This window comes from Acrocarpospora corrugata (assembly GCF_009687845.1).
Classification (GTDB): domain Bacteria; phylum Actinomycetota; class Actinomycetes; order Streptosporangiales; family Streptosporangiaceae; genus Acrocarpospora; species Acrocarpospora corrugata.
On record NZ_BLAD01000054.1, the window covers coordinates 102,285 to 123,482 of the forward strand.

A 21,198-nucleotide genomic window follows, 5' to 3' on the forward strand; every position below is an offset into this window, starting at 1 on the left:
TGACATCTGGCAGTGTGTGAACTTTGGGTTTCGAGGGGGTGACAGGGATGGGTCTACGCGAGCGCAAGAAGCAGAAGACCCGGCTGGCCTTGATCGACGCGGCCCTCGACCTGTTCCTCGAACAGGGCTACGAGGCCTCGACCATCGATCAGATCGCGGCGAACGTCGAGGTCTCGCCGCGGACGTTCTTCCGATATTTCGGTTCGAAGGAGGACGTCGCCCTGGCGTTGCTGGCCGACTCCCAGGACATATTTCTAGCGGAGCTGTCCGCCCGTCCTGAATCCGAGTCCCCCTTTGTGGCGATGGCGCAGGCGATGCGGCTGTCGCTGACGGCCATGGGCGAGGGCGACGAGGCCGACCACGCCCGGTTCGTCAAAACCCGCAGGCTGCTGGATCACCACCCGCAGTTCATGGCGGGCCAGCGGCGGCTGATGATGGCCAACGAGCAGCGCCTGCTGGCCGAGATCGCCCGCCGCCGCGGCACCGACGACCTGCGCTCGCACTTCGTGCTCGCGCTGTTCACCACGGTGGCCCGGGTCGGCTTCGAGTACTGCCGGCCGGACGAGGTACGGGACGCGGACGCAATGGCCGCGCGGCTGGACGAGATCCTCGCCATCGCCGAGGCGTCGTTACGCCCGGACTGGGACAAGTAGGGATCAGTTGAGCTTCGGATCGTCCGGATAAGTGGCGACCATCGCGAGCTCGCCCGGCTGACGGCGCAGCACCGAGCGCCACAGCGTCGACGGATCCGGATGAAAGGTGTCCCCGGGCTCGGAGTCCACCACGTACCAGGCGCCTTCCCTGACCTCGTTCTCCAGCTGGCCGCTGGTCCAGCCCGCGTACCCGGCGAAGATCCGCATCTGGGAGATCTCCCCGGCCAGGATCTCGGGCGGCGCGTCCAGGTCGACCGTGCCGAGCCGGGAGACGGCCGGGCGGCCGGAGTGCAGCCGCCGCCAGCCGAGCGGCTCCTCGCCACTGAGCACGACGGCCAGCGCCAGCGCGCTGTCGGTCTGCACCGGGCCACCCTCGAACAGCACCGATGGCCCGGAGACGAGCGCGTCCCACACGGGCAGCACCTGGGTGACGGTGATGTCGCTCGGGCGGTTGAGGACCACGCCAAGGGTGCCGCCGTCGTCATCGTGCTCCAGGACGAGCACCACGCTACGCCGGAAGTTCGGGTCGTCGAGCAGTGGCGTCGCTACGAGCAACCCGCCGACGTAGATCGCGTCCGCCATACCTTCCATGATGGGGCAGGAAGGACTAATCGCGCACGATTGTCCGAGGAGCAAGTCAAGCGTCACCCCTCACGCCTCGGTGAAGCCGCGCACCTTCCCGCCCGCGGACTCGCGCACGGCCGCCGCCACCGCGTTGGCCACATCCGGATGGAAGACGCTGGGCACGATGTAGTTCGGCCCGAGTTCCTCGGAGCTGACCACGGCCGCCAGCGCCCGCGCGGCGGCCAGCAGCATGTCCTGGGTGACCCCGTCGGCCTGCGCGTCCAGCAGGCCACGGAACACCCCGGGGAAGGCCAGCACGTTGTTGATCTGGTTGGGGTAGTCCGACCGCCCGGTCGCCACCACGGCCGCGTGCTCGCGCGCGTCGTCGGGCGAGACCTCGGGCTCGGGGTTGGCCAGCGCGAACACCACCGAGTCCGGCGCCATGGTGGCGATGTCGTCGCCGGTCAGGATGCCCGGCGCGGACACCCCGATGAACACGTCGGCGCCCTTCACCGCGCCGCGCACGTCGCCGGAGTAGCCCTCGGCGTTGGTGTGCTCGGCGATCCACCGCAGCGACTCGTCCAGGTCGTCCCGGCCCTGGTGCACCGCGCCCAGGTAGTCGCAGACCACCACGTGCCGCGCCCCGGCGGCCAGCAGCAGCCGCAGCACCGCGGTCCCGGCCGCGCCGGCGCCCGCCAGCGCGATCCGCACGTCGGCGAGCTCCTTGCGCACCACCCGCAGCGCGTTGGTGAGCGCCGCCAGCACCACGATCGCGGTGCCGTGCTGGTCGTCGTGGAAGACCGGGATGTCCAGCAGCTCGCGCAGCCGCCGCTCCACCTCGAAGCAGCGCGGCGCGGAGATGTCCTCCAGGTTGATCCCGCCGAACCCGGGCGCGATGGCCCGCACGATCAGCACGATCTCGTCCACGTCCTGGGTGTCCAGGCAGATCGGCCAGGCGTCGATGCCGGCGAACCGCTTGAACAGGGCGGCCTTGCCCTCCATCACCGGCAGCGCGGCGGCGGGCCCGATGTTGCCCAGCCCGAGCACCGCGGAACCGTCGGTGACCACGGCCACCGAGTTCCGCTTGATGGTCAGCCGCCGCGCGTCCTCCGGGTTGCGGGCGATCGCCATGCTCACCCGAGCCACCCCCGGCGTATAGGCCATGGACAGCTCGTCGCGGTTCCGGAGCGGGACCTTGGACTGCATCTCGATCTTGCCGCCGAGGTGCATCAGGAAGGTCCGGTCCGAGACCTTGTGGATGACCACGTCCTCGATCGCGCCGAGCCCGTCCACGATCGCCTGCGCGTGGTCGGTGTCCCGGGCCGCGCAGGTCACGTCGATGCGCAGTTTCTCGTGACCCGCGTTGGTCACGTCGAGCGCGGTGACGACCCCGCCGGCGTGCTCCACCGCGTGGGTGAGCAGGCTCACGGCCTTACCCCCGGCGGGCACCTCAAGTCGGACGGTGATCGAATAGGAAACACTGGGCACGGTGGCCACGTCAATCCGCTCCTTTGCGCATTGGGTGTGGGTCCATCGTGCCACCTCCGGAGGGGTGGAGCAGGCCGAAATGTGAAGCGAAATGAGCCCTATGTACGTTTTGGTCGCTTAGAAGAGGGCCGAAGCCAGCCCCCGGCGGGCCTTGGCGATCGCCGGGTCGTCGGCCGGCAGGGTGTCGAACAGGCCGAGCAGGTGCACCCGCGCCTGATCCCGGTCCTCCCCCGCGGTCCGGCGGACCAGGCCGATCATGCGGTCGAAGGCGGCGTCCACGTTCCCGGCCAGCATCTCCACGTCGGCCGCCTGGATCTGGGTCGCCACGTCGGCGGGCGCGTCCGCGGCGCGGCGCAGCACCTCGGTGGGGTTGAGCCCGCTGGTCCGGCGGACCAGGCCGACGCCGGCCAGCCCGATCTTCGCCTCCTCGTCGGCCGGGGCGCGGGCCAGCAGCCGCTTGAAGGCGGCCTCGGCCGCGTCCAGGTCGCCGTCCTCGATCGCCATGTCGGCCGCCAGCAGGTCGGGGTCGACCGGGGGCTCGGCGGGGCCGTCCTCCTCCGGCGCGCCCAGCTCGCCCAGCTCCACGCCGAGCTGCTCGAAGACCTGGGCGAGGGCCTGGCGCAGCTGCGATTCCGGCAGCGGGCCCTCGAACAGCGGCATCAGCTGCCCCTGCACCGCCAGGTAGACGGTCGGCACCGCGCGCATCCGCAGCGCCTGGGCCAGCTCGGGGTTGGCCTCCACGTCGACCCGGGCGAGCAGCCAGGCGCCGGCCGCCTCGGCGGCCAGCTTCTCCATCGCCAGGCTGAACTGCTGCACCTGCTCGGCCCGGGGCACCGTCGCCTCGACGATGATCGGAACGCTCATCGAGCGTTCCACCACCTCGGCGGTGAAGGTCGCCGCGGTCGGCTCGATGAGCTCGGGGGTGCCCGGAGAGGCGGGGTTCTTGGCCGCGGTCTCGCGCCGCGCCTGCGCCTCCAGGGCCTGCTTGCGCGCGCCGAGATCAACGGCGCCGTAGAGCGATCCAGGTCGAGAGAAGTCCGCTGCCATAGTCCAATCCTGCCGCATCCCCGGGGGGCCACGTTCCATCCCCTCGGGAATGGGCGGTCAGAATCGCGGCGGTTCCGTGTAAGTGCCCCATTCTTCGCGGAGCACGTCGCAGATTTCTCCCAATGTGGCCTCGGCCCTGGCCGCCGCCAGCATCGGTTCGATCATGTTCCGGTCGGTCCTGGCCGCGTCCAGCAGACTGGCCAGCGCCGCGTCCACGGCCTGCCCGTCCCTGGCCGCGCGGCGCTCGGCCAGCACCCGCCGCTGCTCGGCCTCCACCTCGTGGCTGACCCGCAGGATCTCCAGCGGCTGCTCGGCGGTCCCGGTGTGGCAGTTCACCCCGACCACCCGCTTCTCGCCCTTCTCCAACTGCCGCTGGTAGTCGAAGGCGGCCTCGGCGATCTCGGCCATGAACCAGCCGTCCTCGATGCCGCGCAGCAGTCCCGAGGTGATGTCGCCGGCGCCCATCTCCCTGATCTTGGCGAAGATCTCCTCCGCCTCGGCCTCCAGGCGGTCGGTGAGCGCCTCGACGTACCAGGAGCCGCCGAGCGGGTCGACCACGTTCACCACCTCGGTCTCCTCCATGATCACCTGCTGGGTGCGCAGCGCGATCTCGGCGGCCTTCTCCGACGGCAGCGCCAGCACCTCGTCCAGCGCGTTGGTGTGCAGCGACTGGGTGCCGCCCAGGACCGCGGCCAGGGCTTCGACGGCGGTTCTGACGATGTTGTTGTCGGGCTGCTGGGCGGTGAGCGAGACGCCGGCGGTCTGGGTGTGGAAGCGCAGCCACTGGGCCTTCTCGGTGCGGGCGCCGTACACCTCGCGGAGCCAGCGGGCCCAGATCCGGCGGGCGGCCCGGAACTTGGCGATCTCCTCGAAGAAGTCGATGTGCGCGTCGAAGAAGAAGGACAGGCCGGGGGCGAAGACGTCGATGTCCAGGCCGCGTGACAGGCCGAGTTCCACGTAGCCGAAGCCGTCGGCCAGGGTGTAGGCCAGTTCCTGGGCGGCCGTGGAGCCGGCCTCCCTGATGTGGTAGCCGGAGACCGACAGCGGCTTGTAGGCGGGCACCTCGCGGGCGCAGAACTCCATCAGGTCGCCGATCAGCCGCAGGTGCGGCTCGGGCCCGAACAGCCACTCCTTCTGCGCGATGTACTCCTTGAAGATGTCGGTCTGCAGCGTCCCGTTGAGCGCCCGCAGCGGCACACCCTGCCGCTCGGCCGCCACCACGTACATACAGAAGATCGGTACGGCCGGCCCGCTGATCGTCATCGACGTGGTCACCTCGCCCAGCGGGATGCCGTCGAACAGCAGGTCCATGTCCAGCGCCGAGTCGATCGCGACGCCGCAGTGCCCGACCTCGCCGAGGGCGCGCGCGTCGTCGGAGTCGCGGCCCATCAGCGTCGGCATGTCGAAGGCGACCGACAGCCCGCCGCCGCCCGCGCCGAGGATCATCTTGTACCGCTCGTTGGTCTGCCGCGCGTTGCCGAACCCGGCGAACTGCCGGATCGTCCAGGGCCGCCCGCGATAACCGGTCGGATGCAGGCCGCGGGTGTACGGATACTCCCCCGGCCACCCGATCCGCTCGAACCGTGGATCCGGGGCCGCCGGCCCGTAGACCGGGTCCACCGCGATGCCGGACAGCGTCCTGAACTCGCGGTCCCGCTTGTTCGCCGCGTCGTACCTGGCCTGCCAGCGGGCCCGTCCGGCCTCGATCTCATCCATGGACAAAATACTAGGACGTCCTACTAACAACCGCCAGCATCTCTTGACTACGCATGTCACACCTTGGCCTCAAATCACCCACACCTTGGCTCCTTGTCGCAAATACCCCCAATATGGCGTCCGCACGGAACTAACCCGTGTGTTTGTTCCTGCCCACAGGGAGGTGGCAGTTTGAAGCGCGTATCCGCTATCGCCGCCGTCGCGGCGTTAACCGCAGCGGCGTTGACAGCCCCGGCTCAGGCGGCGCCGGCCACGGCCGAGCCCGCGAGCACCAAGGAATACGTGGTCCTCTACAAGGAGGGCGCCAGCGCGGCCGAGGCCCAAAAGGCGATCCAGGCAGCCGGCGGCACCGTTGTGAAGGTCAACACCGCGGTCGGCCTGGCCACGGTCAGCACCGCCAACGCCGGCTTCGCCGACGCGCTCAAGAGCAGCGCGGCGATCGAGGGCGTGGCGGCCAACCGCGTCATCGGCAAGGCCCCCGAGAGCGCCAGGGTCAAGGCCAACGTGCGCAAGGCCATCGAGGCCAAGGTCATCGAGAAGGAGGGCCGGCACGGGACCAAGCGCGCCAAGTGGAACGCGAAGCCGTCCGCCGAGCCGCTGGACGACCTGCAGTGGGACCTCGACGTCGTGCAGGCCAACCAGGCGCACAAGTACGAGCAGGGCGACAAGCGCGTGCTCGTCGGCGTCATCGACACCGGTGTCGACGGAACCCACCCCGACATCGCCCCGAACTTCAGCAACTCGCTCAGCCGCAACTTCACCACCGACATCCCGGTCGACGCCAACGGTGACGTGATCGACGGCCCGTGCGAGGAGGAGCCCGACGCCTCCTGCAGCGACCCCGCCAACGTGGACGAGGACGGGCACGGCACGCACGTCGCCTCCTCGATCGCCTCGCCGCTGAACAAGCTCGGCGTCGCGGGCGTGGCCCCCAAGGTCACCATCGTGAACATCCGGGCCGGCCAGGACTCGGGCTACTTCTTCCTGCAGCCCTCCGTGGACGCGCTCACCTACGCCGGCGACATCGGCGTGGACGTGGTGAACATGAGCTACTACATCGACCCGTGGCTGTTCAACTGCGCCAACCACCCGCTGGACTCGGCGGCCGACCAGGCCGAGCAGCGGATCGTCATCCAGGCCACCCAGCGCGCCCTCAACTACGCGCACCGCAAGGGGGTCACCCTGATCGCGGCGGCCGGCAACGGCGCCACCGACTACACCAAGGAGCTCCTGGACGGCTCCAGCCCCGACTTCGCCAGCGAGCCGGGCGAAGCCCCGTACGACCGGACGATCCCGACGAGCTGCGTCTCGATGCCCAGCGAGGGCAACCACGTGATCTCGGTCTCCTCGGTCGGCAACAGCACCCGCAAGGCGTACTACTCCGACTACGGCAACGGCTACGTGGACGTGGCCGCGCCCGGCGGCGACGTGTACGACACCCCCGGCAACACCCGGGACATCACCAAGGCCACCCTGTCGGCCTACCCCGAGTCGCTGGCCCGCCTCAACGGCGAGATCGACGCGAACGGCGTGCCCACCGTGGAGTACGTCGTGCGGGACTGCCGGGGCAGCGTCTGCGGCTACTACCAGTACCTGCAGGGCACCTCGATGGCCTCGCCGCGCGCGGTCGGCGTGGCGGCTCTGATCGTCAGCAATTACGGCAAGCAGAGCTGGGGCGGCTTCGGCATGGACCCGGACGCGGTCGAGCGGCGCCTGGAGTCCACCGCCACCGCGACCCGGTGCCCGGCGGGCGGCAGCTACACCTACACCCGCAACCTGCCGAGCGGCTCGACCGTGACGGCCACGCACGCCTGCGAGGGCTCGCGGAACAGCAACGGCTTCTACGGTCAGGGCATCGTGAACGCCCTGAGCGCGATCGGCCGCTAAACGATCATTGAAGGGGGTCCGTCACCTGACGGGCCCCCTTCTTCGGTTTTGTCGGCGAAGTCACCGGCCGCCACCCGGAGGGTTCTGAGCACGTCGAACATCGCGGCCAGGTCGGCCTCGCCGTACATGGCCAGGCCGAACTCGGCGGCCATCAGGTCGGCGGTGGCGGCCCGGACGGCGGCCCGGCCCGGCTCGGTGATCTCGGCCAGCACGCCGCGCCCGTCGTTCGGGTTCCGGCGGCGGATCACCAGGCCCGCCTTCTCCAGCCGGTCCACCGTGTTGGTCACGCTGGTCGGGTGCACCATCAGCCGCTCCCCGATCTTGGACAGCGGCAGCGCCCCGGTCCTGCTGAAGGTCAGCAGCACCAGCGCCTCGTACCGGGCGAAGGTCAGATCGTATGGCTTGAGCAGCGTGTCCAGTTGCGCCAGCAAGATCTGGTGAGCTCTCATGATCGAGGTGACGGCGGCCATGGCGGACGAGGGCCCGAAGCGCTCCCGCCACGTTCCGGCGGCGCGCTCGATGGGATCGAACGGCAGGTTGAGAGGCACAGCGTTACGGTAGCGCGCTGATCGTCCTGGTTCGCACTTCACGTAGCGTGACCAAACTCATTCCTTGACCAGAGAATTGGCCCACCAAACATCACGCTCCGTTATGGTTGCGATGGCAAACAGTGAGGTAGCGGCAAACTCGTCCCGCGCCACGGGGAATGGCGCACGGACGGCGGCTCGCACAGGCACGGGGGGTGCTTGATGGGCAGCACATTGACACGGCTGGATCGTGCGTGAGCACAGGGGCGTTTCACGCGAGGAGCTGAAGCACAGCGCGGTGATCACGGTGACCGTGCTGATGGTGCTCGGCCTGGTCGCGGCGTGGAGCGTCCTCATTCCCGGCGTCATGGTGTGGGACAACATCGTGGTGGCCGTGATCGGCTCGCTCCGGCTGACCGGGCCGGTGGCGGCCGCGTTCGCCGCCTGGGTGGCGGTGCGCAAGCGCCGGGCGACCCGGGGCGAACTGACGACCTGGCGGGCGTTGAAGGCGCCGCTGGCGATCCTGGCCGTGGTGGTGGGGTCGTTCGGGGCGACGGTGCTGGTGCTGACGCTGCGCGCGGTGCTGAGCGAGCAGGCCGGGCGACTGCTGCCGAGCGGGCTGGCGATGGGCGCGGCGGGGTTGGCGTTGTATGTCGTGCTGGGGTGGATCGTCGGGTGGGGGGTGCCGTACGCGATCACGCCGTTGCTGGCGGGGACCGGAACGTACGCGCTGTTCAGCTGGATCACGGACGGCGGATGGGCGGATCGGCTGGCGCCGGCCACGCCGCAGCCGTACGACCTGTTCCAGGACCTGAGCGCCGGGTCGTTCCTCTACCAGACCATGTGGCTGGTGGGGATCAGCGCGGCCCTGCTGTTCGGCTGGGCGGCGGCGCTGACGCGGCAGCCGCTGGCGCTGGCCGCGGCGATGGTCGCGGTGCTCGCGGCGGGCACCGGCGTGGCCCGGCTGCTGGCCGAGCCGCCGGTCGTCCCGGTCGCGCGGAACGTGGTCTACAGCTGCCAGGAGTGGCCGATCACGGTGTGCGTGCACCCCGGCATGCGCGGCGGCCTGACCGAGCTGGGCAGCGCGTTCACCGGCATCGCGGCCCGGCTGTCGGGCACCCCGGCCGCGTTCCAGCGGGTGGAGCAGCGGTCCCGGCTGACCCCCGGCGGGGAGGACGCGGCGCGCGGCGTGATCCCGATCCACGTCGACGACCTGGACACCGGGTACGCCGACCGCGCGGCGGCCGAGTTCGTGGAACGGCTCTCCCGGCCCTGTACGGAGGCCGTGGCCAGTGGCTACCGGGCGATCGTGGCGGCCTGGCTGAGGGGGGAACCGTTGCCGGCCGGGCCGCTGGCGGAGCACCAGAACGCGTCCGCGTGGTTCTCCGGGCTGAGCGAGGAGCAGCGGCGCGAATGGCTGCGCATGTTCTACGCGGATTTCGCCAACTGCCGATTGAGCACCAACCACTTCGGCGGCCTGGCCTACGCGCCGCGCCCGAGTCCGACGCCGTTGATGCCCGCGCCGCCGGGAATGCCACCGCCTGGGATGTGATAGCCGCCTATTAGCGGGAAGATGTCCCTTCGTGAACCGCCAGACGCGCGCCCCGCTGACCGAGCCGACCCCCGTCAGGCGCAGCTCGCGCCGTGGCTGGCGCTGGCTGGCCGGGGCGCTCTTCGTCGTGCTGCTGCTGGTCGTCGGCCTCCGGCTGGCCTGGTCCTGGCTGGATCCCTTCGGCGAGACGACCATCGACCGCAGCCAGCCGGTGCTGCTCCAGTCCATCCACAACCTCAGCCGCTTCGAGGCCGCGACCGGCAACTTCCAGGTCGTGGTGGATCTGGAGAAGGACGCCGACTTCCTGCCGGACGCGATCAAGGGGACCAGGACGCTGTTCGTCGGCGCCGGCAACGTGGACGCCTACGTGGAGTTCGGCGGCCTCGGCAAGGACGCGATCACCGTCTCCCCGGACCGGACCTCCGTGACGGTGAAGCTGCCGCGCGCCCAGCTGGAGAAGCCGAACCTGGACAACAAGCGCTCCTACGTCTACCACCAGGAGCGGGGTCTGCTGGACCGGGTGGGCGAGTTCCTGTCCGACTCCCCGGGCAACCAGCAGGAGCTGTACCTGCTCGCCGAGAGGAAGATCGCTGAAGCGGCCACGGGGAGCGACCTGCGGGCCCGCGCCGACGCGAACACCAAGGCGATGCTGGAGAACATGCTGAAGGCGCTCGGCTTCACGAAGGTGACGATCACCTACACCGACGAGCCGTAACCGCTACAGATATCCCCATTTACTGGATATTTCGCGCAATTGTTCTGGGACTTCGTCCGGGGTGGGCAGGGGGCGCCCCGGCTGGACCGTGCCGGTCTGGATCTTGTCGCGCCAGTCGCCGATGCCCTTGACGAAGGTGCCGTGGTCGTGGTCGCCGTACCGGAGCACGCCCGGCTCCCAGGGCACGCCCAGCCGGTCGCAGATCCCCCGGAGTTCGCGCTCCGGGTTGGTGGTGAGCCCTTCGTAGGAGACGGTCAGGCCGCCGACCTTCTGGCGGGCCTCCTCCAGGTAGGTGGCGTACCTGAGCGCGTGCGGCACCGCCTCCTCCATCGGCCGGGCCTCGGGGTCGGCCTCGTGCCAGGAGGTGGCGATCGACAGCGGGTGCCTGATCAGGTAGATGAACCGGGCGTCCGGCCAGCAGGTCGAGATCCGCTTCCAGGCGAACACGTTGCTGGGGGTCTTCTCCACCAGGATCGGCTTGCCGCTGCGCAGCAGCTCGCGGTGGAGCATGCGGTCCCACAGGATGTGCTCGACGTCGCTGTGGGTGTGGCCGAGCGCGGTCAGCGCCTGCTGGAGCGGGTCGGTGGGCAGATTCACCGTCATCCGGCGGAAGTGGGTCTCGTGCGGGGCGTGCAGGCGCGAGTGGCTGTTCAGCATCACCCGCAGCAGCGTCGAACCGGACCGGACGGGGGCCAGCAGGAACACCGGCTCGCGGAGCAGGCGGTCCGCCGCCGGATCCACCGGGCCGCGGATCCTGTCGTCGGGCATCCGGGGCGGCAGCGGGGTGGGCGGGAGCCGTACCCGTTTGATGGCGTAACCAGTGACCCCTTCCAGGGTCGAATTGAGAACCTGCTTCCACTTCATACCTGGAACGTAAGGAGGAGGGGTTACGCGAGGGTGAACACGCCCTGAGAAAAGCTAGAGCGCCGCAATCAGCTCGTCGGCCGCCGCGTACGGATCGGTCTCCCCCGCCAGCGCCCGCTCCGCCAGCGCGTCCAGCCGCAGGTCCCCGTGGATGTTCCCGATCCTGGCCCGCAGCTGGGCCAGCACGATCGCCTCGATCTCGTCCCTGGCCCGAGCCAGGCGGCGCAGCCGGCCCTGCCCCGACTCCGCCAGGTACGCGGCGTGCGCGTCCAGCGCGGCCACCACGTCGTCCACGCCCTCGCCCCGGGCGGCCACCGTCGCCACGATCGGCGGACGCCAGGGCGCGTCCGACAGCGCGACCATGTTCCGCAGATCCCGGATCGTCGCCTGCGCGCCGTCCCGGTCGGCCTTGTTGACCACGAACACGTCGGCGATCTCCAGAATGCCCGCCTTGGCGGCCTGCACCCCGTCGCCCATGCCCGGCGCGAGCAGCACGATCGTGGAGTCGGCCAGTGAGGCGATGTCCACCTCGGCCTGCCCGACGCCCACGGTCTCGACCAGGACCAGGTCGTACCCGGCCGCGTCCAGCACCCGGATCGCCTGCGGCACCGCCCAGGACAGGCCGCCCAGATGCCCGCGGGTGGCCATCGACCGGATGAACACCCCCGAGTCGGTCGCGTGCTCCTGCATCCTGACCCGGTCGCCGAGCAGCGCTCCCCCGGTGAACGGCGACGAAGGATCCACCGCCAGCACGCCGACCCGCTCGCCGCGCTTGCGCGCCGCCTCGATCAGGGCGCCGGTCGAGGTCGACTTCCCCACCCCGGGCGAACCGGTCAGGCCCACCACCCTGGCCCGGTACGGCTGGCGCGTGCCGAGGGCCGCGATCAGGTCGCGCAGGGCCGTACCGGCGTTCTCGACCAGGGAGATGGCCCGCGCGATGGCGCGCGGGCGGCCGGCCAGCACCTCCTCGGCGAGGGGCGTCACGCGGGGACGCGGATGATCAGTGCGTCGCCCTGGCCGCCACCGCCGCACAGCGCCGCCGCGCCCAGCCCGCCGCCGCGGCGGCGCAGCTCGTGCGCGAGGGTGAGCACGATCCGCGCGCCGGACGCGCCAATCGGATGGCCGACGGCGATGCCGCCGCCGTTGACGTTGATTCTGTCGAGCGGCAGCCCGAGCTCCTTCGCCGACTGGAGCACGACCTGCGCGAACGCCTCGTTGATCTCGACCACGTCCAGGTCGGCCACGGTCAGGCCCTGCTTGCCGAGCGCGTGCTTGATCGCGTTGGCGGGCTGGGCCTGGAGCGAGTTGTCCGGCCCGGCCACGTTGCCGTGCGCGCCGATCTCGGCCAGCCAGTCGAGCCCGAGCTCCTCGGCCCTGCTCTTCGCCATCACCACGACGGCGCAGGCGCCGTCGGAGATCTGGGACGCCGACGCCGCCGTGATCGTGCCGTCCTTGGTGAAGGCCGGGCGCAGATTGGCCAGCGTCTCCACGGTCGTCTCGGGACGCACCCCTTCGTCGGCCGTGAACTCGGCGCCCTTGGGCAGCGGCACCGGGACGATCTCCTCGTCGAAGACGCCGTTCTTGGCCGCGGCGGCGGCCAGCTGGTGCGACCGCGCGGCGAAGGCGTCCTGCTCGGCGCGGGTGAGGCCGTAGCGCGCGTTGTGTCTTTCGGTCGACTCGCCCATCGCGATCTGGTCGAACGCGTCGGTGAGCCCGTCCAGCGCCATCGCGTCCACGATCCCGGCGGGGCCGTACTTGACGCCCTTGCGCAGGCCAGGGATCAGGTGCGGGGCGTTGGTCATGGACTCCATACCGCCCGCCACCACGATCTCGAACTCACCGGCCCTGATCAGCTGATCGGCCAGCGCGATCGCGTCCAGACCCGACAGGCAAACCTTGTTGATCGTCAGCGACGGCACGCTCATCGGGATCCCGGCGTGCACCGCCGCCTGCCGCGACGGGATCTGCCCCGCGCCCGCCTGGAGCACCTGCCCCATGATCACGTACTGTACGTCGGACGGAGCCACTCCCGAACGTTCCAGCGCGGCTTTGATGGCGATCCCACCGAGTTCCACCGCGGACTTGCCGGCCAGCGAACCGAGCAGCCGTCCGATGGGGGTACGTGCTCCGGCGACGATGACGGAACGGGACATGCGCGGGCCTCCTCGATAGACCAGGGGCGACGGTGTCACCATACCCAGGGGCGCTCGCGCGATCGCCCAGGAGGGTGGACTCAATGTTTCAGCGGATCGACCATGTGGGCATCGCCTGTCACAACCTGGAGGAGAAGATCGAGTTCTACGAGTCGACCTTCGGCCTGGTGGTCGTGAGCCGGGAGGTGAACGAGGAGCAGGGCGTCAAGGAGGCCATGCTGCACGTGGCCGACGGCGAGCATGGATCCTCCTATGTCCAGCTGCTGCAACCCCTCCACCCCGACACCGCCGTGGGGAAGTATTTGAGCAAACGCGGCGAGGGTGTGCACCACATCGGATACGGCGTCGCCGACGTGGCGAAAGCCATGGCGGACATCGCCGGCAAGGGGGTGCGCCTCATCGATGAACGCCCACGTCACGGCTCTATGGGTGCCTCTATTGCGTTTCTTCACCCGAAGGATGTGGGAGGAGTCCTAACAGAGCTGGTTGAGACACCGAGGCAATGACCAAACACAAGAAAGGCTCATACGTAACAAGTCGCGCAGAAAGTCCGAGGAGGCCGCCAACTCGGCAGCACCGGAGTACGCTGGCCTACCACCGGACGTGGATCCCGCAATGGGCTCCTCGCCTCGGATGTCCGAAACCCCCCCGTCCGGCCCGTGTAGCCGTCTCGACAACCCAGGATCGAGCCTCATGCAGTCCGACATCGACGCCCAGTTGAACAATTTCTTTGAAGACGCCCCCTCCCGGGAATTCGACGTGGTGCTCCGCGGCTATGACCGGCACCAGGTCCACGACCACCTGAAGACGCTGGACACAGACCTGCGTCAGGCCCGGGAGCAGGTCACCGCCCTTCAGCGGGACCTTTCCGACTCCCAGCGCCAGCTGCAGGAGCAGGAGCGCCCGACCTATTCCGGGCTGGGCGCCCGCATTGAGCAACTGCTGCGTCTGGCGGAGGAGCAGGCCACCGAACTCGTCCAGGCCGCCCGATCCGAGGCCAACGAGATCAAGGCCGCCGCCAAGGTGGATGCCGCCGACGTCCGCGCCGCCGCCGAGAACGAGGCCGCTGATAAGCGCGCGCTCGCCACCCGCGAGGCCGACGAGATGCGCACCACCGCCGAGCGGGACGCGGAGGAGATCCGCTCCACCGCCAAGCGCGAGTCGGACGAGCTGACCAACACCACCGAGCGTGAGGTCGCCAAGCTCCGCGCCACCGCCGACCATGAGGTCGCGGAGAAGCGCGCCGACGCCGAGCGTGAGATCGCCAAGCTGCGCACCACCACCGAGCGTGAGGTCGCCCAGCTGCGGGCGTCCACCAAGCGCGAGCGTGACGAGGTGCTGACCACCGCCAAGCGTCAGGCCGACGAGATGCGTGCCCAGGCCCAGCGGGTCCTGGAGGAGTCCGAGGCCAAGCGCGCCCAGGACGAGGCCGAGTTCGAGATCCAGCTGGCCGCCCGCCGCGAGGACTCCGAGCGCCAGGAGTCCGAGCGCCACGCCACCGCCCAGGCCAACACCCAGAAGCTCGTCGCCGAGGCCGAGCAGCGCGCCGCCACCGCGGAACAGCGCGCGACCAAGGCCACCCAGCAGGCCGACCAGACCCGCCGCGAGGCCGACACCCACGCCAAGCAGCTCCTGGCCAACGCCCGCAAGAACGCCGACCAGCTGGTCGCGGAATCCAAGTCCAGCGCAGAATCGATAGTGAGTGACGCCAAGAGCGAGGCCGAGCGCACCCGCTCCAACATGCAGCGCCAGGTCGACGAACTGACCCGCCAGCGCGACAGCATCACCAGCCACCTGGCCCAGCTCCGCCAGCTCCTCGGCGGCGCCGCCCTCCCCGGCATGGACCCCGAGCCCGCCCCCGTGGTGGCCGCTCCCATCAAGCCGGCCCTCTCCGCCGCCCCCAACGGCAACGACAAGCCCACCCCGAAGCCCGCACCCCCGGCCCCCAAGGCGGACGACGACGCCGAATGGTGGCAGGAGTAGGACTATCCAACTCGGGGCGACGGCTACACACCAAACAAATGCCCGGCGGACTAACCCCCGCCGGGCATTTGTCACGTTCCCGCGAGATTAGTGCGGTAAATCCCAAAGCCACCTTCGCCGCCCGCACGGCTTCAACTACTCTTCGCTACTGGCTAACTCCGGAGCCGTACCATCATGACGTCAGCTGAGGTCATATGCTGAGGGCATGACCGCGTTGCCGGACTGGATGGTGCTGTCTCCTGAAGGGCTCAGCGCCGAGGCCTACGAAGCACTGCCCGAAGACATCTCCAGGCGCATCGAAGTCGTGGACGGAGCCATCCTCGTGTACGCCGCCCCCCGCCGCGCGCACCAGATCCTCGCCCGCCGCCTGGCGCACGCGATCGAGTACGTTTGCGACGATCACCTGGCGGTCGCCACCGACATCGACCTGAGACTCCGTGACATCCCCCTACTCAACCGGCGTCCTGATATCGCCGTCTACGATGCCTCCCTTCCTGACGAGGAAGTCCTGCGCCCCGGCCACTGCCTGATGGTCATCGAGGTCATGTCACCCGGCTCAGTGACAGCAGACCAAGACAAGCCTGCGGAGTACGCCGCTGCGGGGATTAAGCACTACTGGCGAGTCGAACTAAACGACCATGATCATGGTCCAGCGGTATTCCGCTATCGACTGGATCCGACCACCGGCTATTACGCCTCAGCCGGGGTGGACACGGGCAAACTCAAGGTGTCAGACCCACTTCCACTGGAAGTCGACCTCATCGAACTGATCTGACGCGATCACCTTACGGTGGATTGTTGGGTCAGGGTGGAGGTAGAGGTGCAGGCCGCGGCCTGGGCTGACGGCGTCGAACAGGGCTTGCAGATCAGCGGGCGAGGGCATCATGACTAAGCGGGTCAGTGGTGGCCACCATCAGCCGGGTGGTGTGTCCAGTCCTACTAGTCCAGACAGGTTCCGGCAGCCCGCCACCTCTGGGTGTGCCATTGCGGAAAAGGATGGCTCTGCCCGCTCGTCAAGCGGCGGAAGCGTCGGTAGACAGCGGAGCGCCCCGGCGCGGGGTCGGCATGGCTTGGAGCTAACTCGTCTCCGGCCCTCTCCACCAGGGGGACCCTCACACCGAAGAAGTACCTGCCACCTGGCTCAATCCATACAAACTAACGCTAGTCCACCTTGGGTATAACGATGAGGTGGGCGGTTTCGGTCAGCTTTTGGGCCGGGCAGTTTCCCTGACGAGGGATCACGACAATGGGAGCATCCATATTCCCTCCCACCGCGATGCCGTCCAGAAGCATCCCAGCGCAGGGTGTCGGCCATGATGCGGGAGAGGCTATCTGAACGCGGGTCGGGACCTTCACCTGCATCACATCGGGCACGAGGGTTGGCAGGAGCAGTAGGACAAGCAAGCTGGCCACAAACGGAGCCCCCGCCCACTTGAGCCCTTTCGCAAGTCGGTCGTAGCGTTGCTGGGTCTCAAAGGCCGCGGCCGCGTCGACCACGCACTGAACGCGTCGGCCCAAATCGAGGCTAAGGCTAGTGAGGGCACTCATAGCAGCCGAATCACCAAGATCATAAATGTTTGTCCCGATCCGAACCCGATCTCCCGGTTTATTGATTGTTGTAGCTTTATAGGCCTTTATGTGATCCCCCGAGAGCTGGCCGATAGCGTCACGAGATGCTCCAAGCAGGTCATTGCGGCGTTCCACGACCAAATACTTCATGAGGGCGGACTTAGGGGACTCGAGACGACGGCCGGGGAAGCCGCCATTGTCGCTGCGGTCCAGTTCGGATAGCTCACCGATGCTGCGACGAGGCACTGCGAGGACTCCTGCCGCCCGATAGAGAACCCACACGACAGAAGTCAGGGCCGTGAGGATCGCGCTCAGCGCCGCCATGACAGCCCAGGCTCCTACTTCCTCAAGGCCATCAAGGTTACGAAACTGCAGGTTGGCGACTAATACGGCGACGATGGATGCGCTACCCCCCACCAGCCAGCGAGCGGCCGCACGCAGGTCGGACGCGTGTGAGACGTCATTTGCCACCGACGGGATCTGGTCGACGCCAGGTGTGGTCATGACCTGTCCTTTGCGGATATTTTGTCTTCGGCTCGCATAGATGGGGTACTTGTAGTACAAAGGTAGTACGTAGACTTGCGGGGATGTCCAAAATGACCATTGGGAAACCACCGGCAGGCCGGGGAGACGTGCACATTTATAGGATGCGTGATCTCAACCAGAGGACTGCCGAAGTGATCCAAGAGATCAATGACTCTGGCATACCTGCAATAATCACTCGCCATGGCAGGTTCGTGGCCATGATTACTCCTTTGCTCAACAAGGGTCTTGAAGGTGAGCTAATCGCTCAGTTCCTCAGAAACCAGGCCAGCGAATCCTCGGATCCGACTTCATCTGCGCGCGAACTCGAATCAAGAAGTTTTCTGACAGAAGACCTGGCTACACGTCTGGGCCTCGACTGGCCATGACTAGAGGCCGTCCACGGCCAACATAGAGTTATGCAGAATACGCGTCACAGTTATGGCGGCATGCCCACCCCCGGCCTCTCGATACTCTTTGTCAGTGGGCCGACGGTAGACCAGGCAGTATTCGCTGAGCTCTTCCGGTGGATCAGAGCCCCTCTTGGTTGAAATGGCGCGACGCCAAGCCATCTCGCCAATCTTTCCCTTGATCCAGCCCTCATCCTCCCGGTGCTCGCGCGGCGGAAATCGCACCTCTTCTTCTGCCAATATGATAATTTCCTTCTGTATTGCAGGGTTCCCGATCTCTTCGAAATCGCGGATTGTCATTTCGTTCCAAACAATTCCGTGCACGTACCCTCCCCGAACCCCAGCCGATTTCTCAGGAGATCAACCGGTGGGCGAACTGTTTGGATCGATCCCGCGGTCCGCTGCGGCATCAACCCATTGCGAACCGGCCCTGATCCCAGCCTTTGGATCGCGAGCCCGGTTCCGGGAGACTCTCCCGTACTGCTAGATTCTGCGTGCATACCAGCAAACTACTACCTTGCAGAACGCATCGTAGCAGAAGGTCTAGCGAAGCTACGTGCAGCGCCAGCAGACGGTCAGTTTGTGGAAATCTCCCAGCTCATGGGGAGATAGACCCCCACACAAGACCATCCCGCCGGTGGGGTACCGTGGGTATGCCAACTTGCACCCTGTGAGGTTACATCGAACACGCGTTCGATAAATGGAATGAGATCGACAATGCCGATAGATCAACGCGGTCCCGTCATCCAGGGCGCGCTACTGCGGAGCAAGCTGACCAGACTCCGCAAGGACAACAGCTTGACGCAGGATGAAGTCGCGGCGGAGTTGGAGTGGCACACCTCTAAACTGATACGCATAGAGGGAGGCCGGACCGGAATTTCAAGACAAGACCTCGAGGCACTTGCCCGGCGCTACGGAGTGACTGATCCCGGAGAGATAGACGAGCTCATCAGGCTCAATCAGGGGGCGCGCAGCAAGGCATGGTGGGACGAATTCAAAGATGACGTCAGCGAGGCCTATCTAACCTATGTCGGATTCGAAGCCGGCGCCAACTTCGTACGTCAGTTCCAGCCCTTGGCGGTACCTGGCCTGCTACAGACCCGAGAATATGCGGAAACCTTGGCCTTCGGTGAAGTGGATGCTATTCGCGTTGGCCAGCGAGTCAAGCTGAGATTGAAGCGCCAGGAATCGCTGAAGGATCGAGAGAATCCACCACACGAGTTGTTTGTTCTGGACGAGGCCGTCATCAGAAGAAAAGTCGGGATTCGGACGAATCCGGCGATCATGCCCATGCAACTCCGCCATATCGTGGATACCGCGCAAGCAAACAACCTCATTAAGGTCAGGGTTCTGCCGTTCTGCGTCGGAGCGCATGTGGGAATGGTGCGAGGCGCCTTCACGCTTCTGGAGTTCAACGGCGGCCTCGGCGAACTACTTCACTTGGAGAGCGGCACTTCCGAAACAACACTCATGGGGGAAGACGGGCGCATAGCTGATGCCCGAGATGATTTCGAGGCCATCCTCGCGGAGGCATTGAGCCCAACCGATTCTCTATCCTTCATCACGCAAGTGGCCGATGAAATGGGGTGAAGACACCCCAACGCGTGAAGACACGACCCGCGCAACAGAAGGACGATGGCGTCGCATGGGCCACAGGGGCAACAACCACTGCCATATATGGCAGACCGGTTACCTTCCCCGGGTTCCACCCGGTGTGGTACAGCTTTTTCCGTACCTTGTACGGCCTTCTTGTCTCAGGCTATTCTCGACCCAACACAGGGGAGATGGCTTGATGTCTTCAGGTTCAGGCGATCCGTTTGAGTTGCTCTGGCGGAAGAGTTCGGCCAGCGTGGAAGGCGAGTGCGTAGAGGTAGCCTTCGGGCCGGAATCGGCCTTTGTGCGAGACTCCAACAATCCCACCGGGGTAGTACTCAAGTTTAGTCGTGCAGATTGGGCGGCCTTCGTTGTCGGCGTCCAACGGGGTGAGTTCGACTGGCCGTAGTCGTTAATTGACAGATACTACCTTCATCCCCAAATAGGGCACTTTAACTTGTAAGACTTGAACAGTTTTGGCCTGCCCAATGGCACCTCTTGAATTCATTGGGACCGCGGTTTCGGTCAGCACCGACGATCCGTTTGGCCGACCATTTCCTTCCCGGGTGGCGACTCGGACCAGGAACACGGGCCAGAGGGTCACCGAAACTAGTCCATCGCCCGGCCGATTGACCTATCTCCCGGCTTCGCTCAGCCGTTCCAGTCCACGCAGGCCATAGAGCTCGGTCACGGATAGGAGCATCATCTGGTGACCGCCGCTGATCCACTGAGGATTACGGCCCGCACTCCGGCACGGTTTGTGCGGTGGACGGACGGCTTGGGCGAGTGGTCAGATCCAGCCCTTGCGGGCGGCTTGGACGCCGGCCTGGAAGCGGCCGGTGGCGCCGAGGCGGTCGAAGAGGGAGGCTATTCGGCGGCGGAGGGTGCGTTCGGAGATGCCGAGTTGGCGGAGGATGGATTCGTCTTTCATGCCGACGGCGAGGAGTTCGAGGATTTGCTGGTCCACGCCGTCGCCGTGGGCGGCCGCTGAGGCGCCCCAGACGGGGGACGATTCTCGCCAGAGGGTTTCGAAGAGGGCGACGAGGGCGTTGGTCAGGGCGCTGCGGCCGACGACGATTGAGGTGAAGCGGGCGCCTTCCTCGTGGTCGGTGAGGGGGAGGAGGGCGGTGCGGCCGTCTACCAGGATCAGTTTGATGGGGACTCGGGAGCGGACGCGGGCCTGTTCGCCCAGGCCGGTCATGCGGCGGATCTCGTCCAGTTTCTGGGGGAGGTCCAGGACGATGGAGGAGTAGATCGCGCGGCAGCGTACGCCGCGGGCCAGGGCCGCTTCTTCGGCGCCGAGAGAGGTGCCGGTGGCGGCGTACGGCGGGGCGTCCAGGGCGAGGACTTCGCGGGTGGCGCCGGCGAGGAGTTCCTCGACGCGGCGGCCGGCCGCGGCGGAGCCTTCGACCACCTCGATGACGCGGCCGGGGTCGGCGCGGAGCAGGCCCTCCTGGAAGTCCGTAGCCAGTTCTTCGGCGGCGATGGCGAGGCGGTCGAGTTCGGCGCGGCGGCGGCGGATGGCCGAGGAAAGAGCGATCCTGGGGTCCGCCGGGCGGTACCCATACGGTCCGGCCGATTCGAGCAGCCCGAGCTCCAGAAGCCGGTCCAGCGCGGCCGTTACGTCAGCGTGTGACGATTCCAGCCGCCGGGTGGACTCGGCGGGGGAGCACTTGGGATCACGCAGCAGGAGGCGGTACAGCCGCTCCTCCAAGCCGGACAGCCCGATCGCATCCCACATGGCTCTACCTTGGCAGATTCCGGCCACTGACCGGTACCGGCCACCCCAATTGGTACATCCCACGCCAGATCCACGTCATGGTTGAGGTGTCTTTCAAGGCAACACCTTGAGGGAGGAAGACCTACGGCCGGCGTTGAGGGAGGCGCCGGCCGTTGTCTATGGCCGAGCCTCCGGCTCGGCGGGCTTGCTGTGTTTATGGCCGATCCTCCGGATT

General features: G+C 67.4%; 21 protein-coding genes. 10 read left to right on the forward strand and 11 right to left on the reverse strand.

The window, feature by feature from the left end:
- The first annotated feature begins 47 nt into the window (after positions 1-47).
- The gene (locus Acor_RS20150) at positions 48-653 is read left to right on the forward strand and encodes a TetR/AcrR family transcriptional regulator (RefSeq protein WP_155338239.1); all 606 of its coding nucleotides are present in this window, start codon (positions 48-50) and stop codon (positions 651-653) included.
- A gap of 3 nt (positions 654-656) precedes the next feature.
- Here Acor_RS20150 and Acor_RS20155 read toward each other — a convergent pair whose 3' ends face one another.
- The 4 genes from Acor_RS20155 to Acor_RS20170 form a co-directional block, all read right to left on the reverse strand.
- Positions 657-1,235 carry a YqgE/AlgH family protein gene (locus tag Acor_RS20155; RefSeq protein ID WP_155338240.1) on the reverse strand — a complete coding sequence of 193 codons (579 nt, stop codon included), beginning with the start codon at positions 1,233-1,235 and terminating at the stop codon, positions 657-659.
- A gap of 69 nt (positions 1,236-1,304) precedes the next feature.
- Positions 1,305-2,714: an NAD-dependent malic enzyme gene (locus tag Acor_RS20160; protein ID WP_155338241.1), complete on the reverse strand. Its 1,410-nt coding sequence runs from the start codon at positions 2,712-2,714 to the stop codon at positions 1,305-1,307.
- Between the two features lie 108 nt (positions 2,715-2,822).
- Complete coding sequence (locus Acor_RS20165) at positions 2,823-3,752, reverse strand: tetratricopeptide repeat protein (protein WP_155338242.1); 930 nt, start codon at positions 3,750-3,752, stop codon at positions 2,823-2,825.
- Between the two features lie 57 nt (positions 3,753-3,809).
- Positions 3,810-5,468 (reverse strand): coenzyme B12-dependent isobutyryl-CoA mutase large subunit, encoded by a 1,659-nt coding sequence (locus Acor_RS20170; protein WP_218034380.1) that lies wholly within the window; start codon positions 5,466-5,468, stop codon positions 3,810-3,812.
- Positions 5,469-5,690: 222 nt separating this feature from the next.
- Here Acor_RS20170 and Acor_RS20175 point away from each other — a divergent pair, with 222 nt between their 5' ends.
- A complete protein-coding gene (locus Acor_RS20175) occupies positions 5,691-7,355 on the forward strand; it encodes a S8 family peptidase (RefSeq protein ID WP_246238824.1) in 1,665 nt (554 codons plus the stop codon).
- Here the strand turns inward: Acor_RS20175 and Acor_RS20180 are convergent.
- Complete coding sequence (locus Acor_RS20180) at positions 7,352-7,903, reverse strand: MarR family winged helix-turn-helix transcriptional regulator (RefSeq protein ID WP_155338245.1); 552 nt, start codon at positions 7,901-7,903, stop codon at positions 7,352-7,354. The two genes, Acor_RS20175 and Acor_RS20180, sit on opposite strands and share 4 nt — an antisense overlap.
- Before the next feature lie 229 nt (positions 7,904-8,132).
- Here Acor_RS20180 and Acor_RS20185 point away from each other — a divergent pair, with 229 nt between their 5' ends.
- Together Acor_RS20185 and Acor_RS20190 are read left to right on the forward strand one after the other, a co-directional pair.
- Positions 8,133-9,434 carry a hypothetical protein gene (locus tag Acor_RS20185; protein WP_155338246.1) on the forward strand — a complete coding sequence of 434 codons (1,302 nt, stop codon included), beginning with the start codon at positions 8,133-8,135 and terminating at the stop codon, positions 9,432-9,434.
- 31 nt (positions 9,435-9,465) lie between these two features.
- Positions 9,466-10,149 carry a DUF4230 domain-containing protein gene (locus tag Acor_RS20190; protein WP_246238825.1) on the forward strand — a complete coding sequence of 228 codons (684 nt, stop codon included), beginning with the start codon at positions 9,466-9,468 and terminating at the stop codon, positions 10,147-10,149.
- Between the two features lie 3 nt (positions 10,150-10,152).
- Here Acor_RS20190 and Acor_RS20195 read toward each other — a convergent pair whose 3' ends face one another.
- From Acor_RS20195 to Acor_RS20205, 3 genes are read right to left on the reverse strand one after another with little or no spacing between them, the layout of a single operon-like run.
- The gene (locus Acor_RS20195) at positions 10,153-11,013 is read right to left on the reverse strand and encodes a sulfotransferase family protein (protein ID WP_155338247.1); all 861 of its coding nucleotides are present in this window, start codon (positions 11,011-11,013) and stop codon (positions 10,153-10,155) included.
- Between the two features lie 54 nt (positions 11,014-11,067).
- Entirely contained in the window at positions 11,068-11,997 is a 930-nt protein-coding gene (gene meaB / locus Acor_RS20200) for a methylmalonyl Co-A mutase-associated GTPase MeaB (protein WP_155338248.1), read from the reverse strand.
- Positions 11,994-13,166, reverse strand: coding sequence for an acetyl-CoA C-acetyltransferase (locus tag Acor_RS20205; protein WP_155338249.1), 1,173 nt, complete (start codon positions 13,164-13,166; stop codon positions 11,994-11,996). Before Acor_RS20205 ends, meaB begins: the two co-directional genes overlap by 4 nt.
- Positions 13,167-13,249: 83 nt before the next feature.
- Between Acor_RS20205 and mce the strand changes: the two genes are divergently transcribed.
- From mce to Acor_RS20220, 3 genes are all read left to right on the forward strand, one after another.
- Positions 13,250-13,672, forward strand: coding sequence for a methylmalonyl-CoA epimerase (mce, locus tag Acor_RS20210; RefSeq protein WP_155338250.1), 423 nt, complete (start codon positions 13,250-13,252; stop codon positions 13,670-13,672).
- 187 nt (positions 13,673-13,859) lie between these two features.
- Entirely contained in the window at positions 13,860-15,149 is a 1,290-nt protein-coding gene (locus Acor_RS20215; RefSeq protein WP_155338251.1) for a DivIVA domain-containing protein, read from the forward strand.
- Between the two features lie 205 nt (positions 15,150-15,354).
- A complete protein-coding gene (locus Acor_RS20220) occupies positions 15,355-15,924 on the forward strand; it encodes a Uma2 family endonuclease (protein WP_155338252.1) in 570 nt (189 codons plus the stop codon).
- 386 nt (positions 15,925-16,310) lie between these two features.
- Here Acor_RS20220 and Acor_RS20225 read toward each other — a convergent pair whose 3' ends face one another.
- Positions 16,311-17,222: a hypothetical protein gene (locus tag Acor_RS20225; protein ID WP_155338253.1), complete on the reverse strand. Its 912-nt coding sequence runs from the start codon at positions 17,220-17,222 to the stop codon at positions 16,311-16,313.
- Positions 17,223-17,365: 143 nt separating this feature from the next.
- On the opposite strand from Acor_RS20225, the gene Acor_RS20230 reads away from it, so the two are divergent.
- Positions 17,366-17,629 (forward strand): hypothetical protein, encoded by a 264-nt coding sequence (locus Acor_RS20230; protein WP_170317005.1) that lies wholly within the window; start codon positions 17,366-17,368, stop codon positions 17,627-17,629.
- Here Acor_RS20230 and Acor_RS20235 read toward each other — a convergent pair whose 3' ends face one another.
- Positions 17,630-17,974 carry a hypothetical protein gene (locus tag Acor_RS20235; RefSeq protein ID WP_155338255.1) on the reverse strand — a complete coding sequence of 115 codons (345 nt, stop codon included), beginning with the start codon at positions 17,972-17,974 and terminating at the stop codon, positions 17,630-17,632. It lies immediately after the preceding gene.
- A gap of 393 nt (positions 17,975-18,367) precedes the next feature.
- Here Acor_RS20235 and Acor_RS20240 point away from each other — a divergent pair, with 393 nt between their 5' ends.
- Both Acor_RS20240 and Acor_RS20245 read left to right on the forward strand, forming a co-directional pair.
- Positions 18,368-19,240 (forward strand): helix-turn-helix domain-containing protein, encoded by an 873-nt coding sequence (locus Acor_RS20240; RefSeq protein ID WP_155338256.1) that lies wholly within the window; start codon positions 18,368-18,370, stop codon positions 19,238-19,240.
- Between the two features lie 202 nt (positions 19,241-19,442).
- The gene (locus tag Acor_RS20245; protein WP_155338257.1) at positions 19,443-19,652 is read left to right on the forward strand and encodes a DUF397 domain-containing protein; all 210 of its coding nucleotides are present in this window, start codon (positions 19,443-19,445) and stop codon (positions 19,650-19,652) included.
- A 381-nt stretch (positions 19,653-20,033) separates the two neighbouring features.
- Here the strand turns inward: Acor_RS20245 and Acor_RS20250 are convergent, their stop codons facing one another.
- The gene (locus Acor_RS20250) at positions 20,034-20,984 is read right to left on the reverse strand and encodes a LuxR C-terminal-related transcriptional regulator (protein ID WP_155338258.1); all 951 of its coding nucleotides are present in this window, start codon (positions 20,982-20,984) and stop codon (positions 20,034-20,036) included.
- Positions 20,985-21,198: the final 214 nt, after the last annotated feature.